The organism is Thermincola ferriacetica (genome assembly GCF_001263415.1).
GTDB classification, from domain to species: Bacteria; Bacillota; Thermincolia; order Thermincolales; family Thermincolaceae; genus Thermincola; species Thermincola ferriacetica.
On record NZ_LGTE01000073.1, the window covers coordinates 1 to 717 of the forward strand.

The 717-nt window shown below is 37.7% G+C and carries 2 protein-coding genes; both read left to right on the forward strand.

The genetic code is table 11. The features are described from left to right. Nucleotides 1–86 precede the first annotated feature (86 nt). Complete coding sequence (locus tag Tfer_RS17210) at nucleotides 87–242, forward strand: S8 family serine peptidase (protein WP_083436996.1); 156 nt, start codon at nucleotides 87–89, stop codon at nucleotides 240–242. 20 nt (nucleotides 243–262) lie between these two features. Further along, the coding region (locus Tfer_RS15740) for a hypothetical protein (RefSeq protein WP_152909091.1) at nucleotides 263–717 on the forward strand (455 nt) is incomplete at its 3' end.

Here is a 717-nt window from a genome sequence, read left to right on the forward strand (position 1 = left end):
GGAAAAGCCGCTCAAGCCGAAACCCAGGAAAAACCTGCACAAACCACTATTACCAATTACTATGTTACCATGTCGGGGACACATTTATGGCAACCCCGATGGTAGCGGGAACCGCCGCCTTGTTGTTGCAGCAGAATCCTACCTGGACACCGGATGAGGTGAAAAGGCAGTTGATGAGTACTGCTCTAAATTTGGGATTTGCGGTTAATGAGCAGGGGGCGGGGGAAGTGTTTTTTAAGTAGCAAAATAAGGAGGTTTAAAAATGAAAAGGTTGTTAGGGGTTTTAATGGCGTTTTTATTAACATTAATGACTTTTGCCCCGGCGTTTGGTAAAGAAGTTACTATTAGTGAAACTAAAACAATTAATGAATACCAAAAAATTAAAGAGCTTCAACAAAAAAATGACAATGAGTTAAAAAAGCTAGGGTATACCGATGTTCAAATCAAAGAACTCAAAAAAATTGATTATGCAGAAGAATTAAAAAAGAGAGCTAAACTTGACGACATGACACTCAAAAACTACGGCTATACTGATGAACAAATAAAAAAGCTTAAATGCTTTAAGGGCACTGAAGATGAAATAAATGCTTTAGCAGCAACTTTGACATTTGATGCATATCACTTAAACTTCTGGTATGACTCAAAAAATGATCGGTCTTATTGGAAGACAGGTTTTAGTTGGTCATGGAGTAGTAAACCTCTTTACTTAAGTACTGA